Here is a 5549-nt window from a genome sequence, read left to right on the forward strand (position 1 = left end):
ATCGACCTCATCGACGATCCCGACAAGCACACGCTGCACATCGCCGGTCGGCTCGACCGCTGGTCCACGGGTTTGCTTTTGCTCACGAATGATGGCCGCTGGTCCAAGCAGCTCATGGATGCTCAATCCAAAGTGCCGAAGACCTACATCGTGGAAACCGATGCGCCCATCCCGAGCGAAGCAGTCACCGCCTTTGAGCGTGGATTTCACTTCGCCGCCGAAGACATCACCACCCTGCCCTGCGAACTCGTGATCCTCGGCGAATGCCGTGCCCGTGTGACACTTCACGAAGGTCGCCATCACCAGATCAAGCGCATGTTTGGCCGTGTCGGATGCTTTGTGACCGCGCTGCATCGTGAGAGCATCGGCGGTCTGACTTTGCCGGAGGATCTGGCTCCGGGTCAGTGGCGTGAATTGACGGCGGAGGAGAGGTTGGCTTTGGCATCAGGTTGCACATTGCACTGACCTACCCTAATGCCACGCTCCGGTGTGAATTATTGGTGAGGCGATACGATTATCAGCGAAGCAAGCTTCTAAGCTTCCGTCATAACAGCCGCCACTCGTGCCCATCCTGGCGCAGGAGATCGTCGGCTTCTTTCGGGCCCCAGCTTCCGGCGGGGTATTCGCACATGGGCGGCGGGGTGCCGCTCTTGTGCCAGGCGTGCTCGATCTCATCGATGAACTTCCAGGCGCTTTCCACTTCATCGCGTCGGGCGAAGAGGGTGGCGTCACCGGCCATGGCGTCTAAAAGCAGGCGCTCGTAGGCTTCGGGGCTGGCCTTTCCAAAGCTGGCGGAGTAGCGGAAGTCCATCTTCACCTGCTGCATGGACATGGCCTGACCGGGCTGCTTGCACAGGATGCGCATGGCGATGCCTTCGTCCGGCTGGATGCGGATGACCAACGTGTTTTCGCTGTTGCTGCCGAGCAGTTTTTGCGTGGCGAAGGGGACCTGCGGCGGCTTTTTGAAGTGAATGCTGATCTCGGTGGCCTTCTTCGGGAGCTGCTTGCCCACGCGGATGTAGAAGGGCACGCCCTGCCAGCGCCAGGTGTCGATGAACAGGCGCAAAGCGACGTAGGCCTCGGTCTTCGACTCGGGGTTCACGCGGTCTTCCTGACGATAACCGACACGCGAGACGCCATCGACACTGCCTGCGGTGTATTGCGCGCGGATGACGTTGGCACCGACGGCCTCGGGGCCGATGAGCGGGCGCAGAGCGCGGATGACCTTCACCTTTTCATCGCGGACGGAGTCAGCGCTGAGATCGGTGGGCGGCTCCATGGCGACGAGGCTGAGGAGCTGGAAGAGGTGGTTTTGCACCATGTCACGCAGCGCACCGGCGGTGTCGTAGTAGCCGCCGCGTCCGCCTTCCATGCCGAGGTTTTCGGCGCAGGTGATTTGCACGTTGTCGATGTAGCGGCTGTTCCAGTTCGGCTCAAAGAGCGCATTGGCAAAGCGCAGCACCATGATGTTCTGCGCGGTCTCTTTGCCCAGGTAATGGTCGATGCGGTAGGTGTCCTTTTCCGCAAAGGTTCCCGCGACGGTTTCATTCAGCGCCTTCGCGGTGGCGAGGTCTTTGCCGAACGGCTTCTCACACACCACACGCGCCCATTTGCCGCCGACGCCGGAGTTCAGACCGGTGGCCTTGATCATCTCCAGGATCGGTTTGAAGGCCTCGGGGGCGGAGGCGAGGTAAAAAAGACGGTTCGCTGGAGCGCCGCGTTCCTGGTCGAACTTATCGAGCAGGATTTTGAGAGCGATGTAGCCCGCCGGATCTTCAAACTCGCTGCGGTGGTAGTGGATGCTCTGGCTGAAGCTGGACCACAGCTCGTCGTTGTGGCCCTGACGGGAGTTTTTGCGATTCCCCTCCTCCAGCTCGGAGCGGAAGACCTCGTCGGATTTGTCGCGGCGGGCGAAGCCGATCACCTTAAATTGCGGCGGCAGATCCCCGCAGGCGGCCACATTGTAGAGGGCAGGGATGAGCTTACGGTTCGTCAGGTCGCCCGTGGCGCCAAAGATGACCACGGTGCAGGGCTCGGCGCGGTGACGCGAGAGGAGCGTTTCTTGAAAGGGGTTTTCCAGATCAGACATGAGGGGATGCGCCCGCCGGGGAGAAGGCGGGCGGAGACTTACCCGCCCCCGCCCGGCTGGCAACCCATGATGCGCAAGGGGCGTGCCGGGCAGGATGAAATGACTTCATGGCCTGCATGAGCAGACACTGGTGGAAACTCTGAGCACGATTTTTGCTCTGTTCCTCCGGCTAGAATGATGCACACTCGGCTCATGCGCAGCTTTTTGGCCACCCTCTGCCTCCTCGCGGGACTCTCTCTCCGTGCGGCAAATCCTGCCGCCACGCCAACGACTCCTCCAACAGTGCCATCGGCAGTCGTCCCCACTCCGGCCAAATCCGCCGCTCCGAAAGACGACCCCGCGCCCAAGCCGAAGCCTGCTGCCGAGAAGCCGAAGGACGCGCCCGTGAAGCCGCCGCCGGACGATGCCTACCGCCAGATGGAGCTGCTCACGCGCGCCATGGAGACCATCCGCCAGAGCTACGTCAACGAGTCCCAGGTCACCTACGAGCAGCTCGTGGAGGGCGCGCTGGAGGGCATGCTCCGCAAGCTCGACCCCCACTGCGAATACATGGGCAAGAGCCTCTTTGAAGACATGCGCCGCGAGCAGTCGGACGAGTCCGAAGGCGTGGGCATCAGCGTCACCCTGCGCGAGGGCTCGCTCACCATCATCAGCGTGCGTGAAGACGGCCCCGCCGCACGTGCGGGCATCATCGGCGGAGATCAGATGGTCCGCATCAATGACGTCCTCACCGACAGCGTCGGCGTCGCCGAGGCCATCCAGCTCCTCACCGGCAAAGCTGGTGAAGAATTGAAGCTCACCGTCCGCCGCCCCGGCACGAAGCAGTTCCTCGAATTCACCCTCAAGCGCGAGACCCTCAGCGAGACCTCCATGCATGACGCCATGCTCTTCACGCCAACAATGGCGGGCAACTATAAGATCGGTTACGCCCGAGTCTCCGAGTTCACCCAGGCCACCGCCAGGGATCTCAGCGCCGCGCTGGATGAACTCGAAAAGCAGGGCATGCAGGCCTTCGTGCTCGACATGCGCAACAACCCCGGCGGCCTGCTCGACAGCGCCATCGCCGTGTGTGGCGAATTCCTGCCCGAGGGCACCGTCGTCGTCACCACCGAGGGCCGCATCGCCTCGCAGAATCCCCCGCCCTACCGCACCCCCTCACGCGAAGGCAAACGCCAGCGCCGCTACCCCATGGCCGTGCTCATCAATCACGGCAGCGCCAGTGCCGCCGAGATCACCGCCGGAGCCCTCCAGGACTTGAAGCGCGCCATCGTCGTCGGCACCACCAGCTTTGGCAAAGGTAGCGTCCAGAGCATCATCCCCATGAAGAACGGCGCCGCCATGCGCATGACCATCGCCAAATACTACACGCCGAGTCATCGCACCATCCACGAGCACGGCGTGGAGCCAAACATCGTCTCCGTGCTCAGCACTGAGGAGGAAATGCGTGTCGCCAAATGGCGCAACAACCACGGCACCGGCGAAGCCGCCGCCATCGAGATCGCCAACCTCGGCGACAAGCAACTCGAACGTGCGGTCGATGCCCTCAAAGGCGCGCTCGTCTTCGAGTCCTTCAGGCCCCAGGAAGAGCCCAGGCCCGCGCCGGTGAAAACCCCGCCGCCGAACGTGCCCAAAGCCCTGCCGCTGTCCCCGTAGAACGACTTTGAAAGTCGTTAAACTGGTTCCCCGAGTTTACAGCTCGGGAGAGATGACGGCGCGGGTTACAAACCCGCCGCACAGTGTAGGAGTTACCAACTCGTTCTACTCGTCTCACTTGACCAGAATCAGCACCACGGCATCCCGCGTCTTCTGGATTTGGGTCTCCGCATCGTCAGCACCCGCAGAGCCTGAAGAGACTGGAAGCTTCACTTCGGAACTGGCGGCCAGAAAGGCGCGCACCACTTCACCCTTAATTGCATAGGACACGTTGTCGGCATCCTCCCCCGACAATCGCGCATTGATCACTCCCGCCACCGTGCCGGAAGCGAAGTGGATCAGCGGTCCACCTGAATTCCCAGGCTGCACCGGCACGGATATTTGGAAGCCTTTGGGATCATCCCGAAAGCCGCTGAGACTGCTGATGCGGCCATCAGTAAATTTGGGGGCAATGCCCTGGATCGTCATGTTCGGAAACCCAATCGTGAAGACCTCCGCTCCCATGTCGATCTTGTCCGTGCTTAGAGTCAGCCATGAACTAGGAGTCCAATCACATTTGAGCAGAGCGAGATCACTCCCAGCATCTTTTTTGACCACTCTAGCCTGGCGAATGACCCCGTCCACACACCGGATGTCCACCGTGTCCACATACCTCACTACATGATCATTGGTGAGCACCCACCCGTCAGAAGAAATGAAAAAGCCGGTGCCGTTCGAGGAATAAGACCCGGCGATCAGGAAATCTGGTGCAGATCCGCCTTGGGCCTCTCCCGCAGGCCTTCCCCAGATCATGTCCGTCAGCATCGCAGGCGACTTGCCACCCAGCCAGGCGGCGATGATCTGATTGCCCGCCACGCGGCGGGTGAAATGCTCTTTCCAATAGGCACGCGGGTCAGAGGGATCATTTCCGGCATCTGCGTCTGTCCGCAAGACATTGAGTTCCTCCCCAACAGCATTGAGTTCAGCGGCAACTTCGCTCCCCACCGTTTGATTCCCACCACACACATAGGCCGTGATGAAGGTGATGAATGCCTGCTTCGACTTCTCCTCCTCAATCTTTTCCGCCCTCTGATAATCACGGAAAGATTCCTGCCGTGCCTGCTCCTGCTGGCGATACTCTTTGGGCAGCCCGAACTGGTCCTCCTTTGCCTTGGCTTGCATATGGCTCACCCATTGCAGCCCCCCATAGATGACTCCCACACCGACGAGCAGTATGCCGGCAAACATCAGCCCCATCACCATGCCTCCCGCCCCCTCAGATTCCGCGGCTTTTCCATGGGCTTTGGCTTTCGGCGGACCGGAAGTGCCCGGCTTTTGAGGCTGTCTCGCGCCTGCTGCCTGCGGGCCACGAGGCACTTGTGGCTGGCCTGGAGATCGTGCCGCTGGTGTGGCGGGTCGCGCGGGCTGAGTCTGCGGTGCATAAGCAGGCTCAGGCTGCACGACAGGCATGGTGGGCATCATGCTGCCTACCATAAACACTTGCTGGCAGCCAGCACACTGCACCTGCCCTCCCTGGAATCCAGTCGGCGCAGTCATCATTAATTGGCAGAAGGGGCAACGAAAATTCATGGAGTCAGGGTATCGTTAGCTTGCTCAAGCACAAGCATTTACCCACCCATATCAAAAAATGATTCCTTTAAGAAAGCAAAAAAGCAGACACTCAATGTTAAGCGACGCCATGTATCCAACTCGAGCAAACCAACTCCGGGTTATAAACCCGCCGAGCATTCCCTGACCATGCGCGCCTGATGATGGTGGGAAATCCGGTGTCGAACTCAGCGGTGCCCGGCCCCGTTTTCCGTCTCAT

At 60.8% G+C, this 5549-nt stretch carries 4 protein-coding genes; 2 read left to right on the forward strand and 2 right to left on the reverse strand.

Annotation, left to right across the window (positions count from 1 at the left end):
• On the forward strand, positions 1 to 465 hold a 465-nt coding region (locus AC6FTP_RS25120; RefSeq protein WP_497209647.1), incomplete at its 5' end, for a pseudouridine synthase.
• A gap of 79 nt (positions 466 to 544) precedes the next feature.
• Here the strand turns inward: AC6FTP_RS25120 and zwf are convergent.
• Positions 545 to 2089 (reverse strand): glucose-6-phosphate dehydrogenase, encoded by a 1545-nt coding sequence (gene zwf, locus AC6FTP_RS25125; protein WP_497209648.1) that lies wholly within the window; start codon positions 2087 to 2089, stop codon positions 545 to 547.
• A gap of 192 nt (positions 2090 to 2281) precedes the next feature.
• Here zwf and AC6FTP_RS25130 point away from each other — a divergent pair, with 192 nt between their 5' ends.
• Positions 2282 to 3742 carry a S41 family peptidase gene (locus AC6FTP_RS25130; RefSeq protein ID WP_497209649.1) on the forward strand — a complete coding sequence of 487 codons (1461 nt, stop codon included), beginning with the start codon at positions 2282 to 2284 and terminating at the stop codon, positions 3740 to 3742.
• A gap of 114 nt (positions 3743 to 3856) precedes the next feature.
• Here the strand turns inward: AC6FTP_RS25130 and AC6FTP_RS25135 are convergent, their stop codons facing one another.
• On the reverse strand, positions 3857 to 5203 hold the full coding sequence (locus tag AC6FTP_RS25135; RefSeq protein ID WP_497209650.1) for a S1C family serine protease: 1347 nt from the start codon (positions 5201 to 5203) through the stop codon (positions 3857 to 3859).
• Positions 5204 to 5549 lie beyond the last annotated feature (346 nt).

Source organism: Prosthecobacter sp. (genome assembly GCF_044378005.1).
Lineage (GTDB): Bacteria > Verrucomicrobiota > Verrucomicrobiia > Verrucomicrobiales > Verrucomicrobiaceae > Prosthecobacter.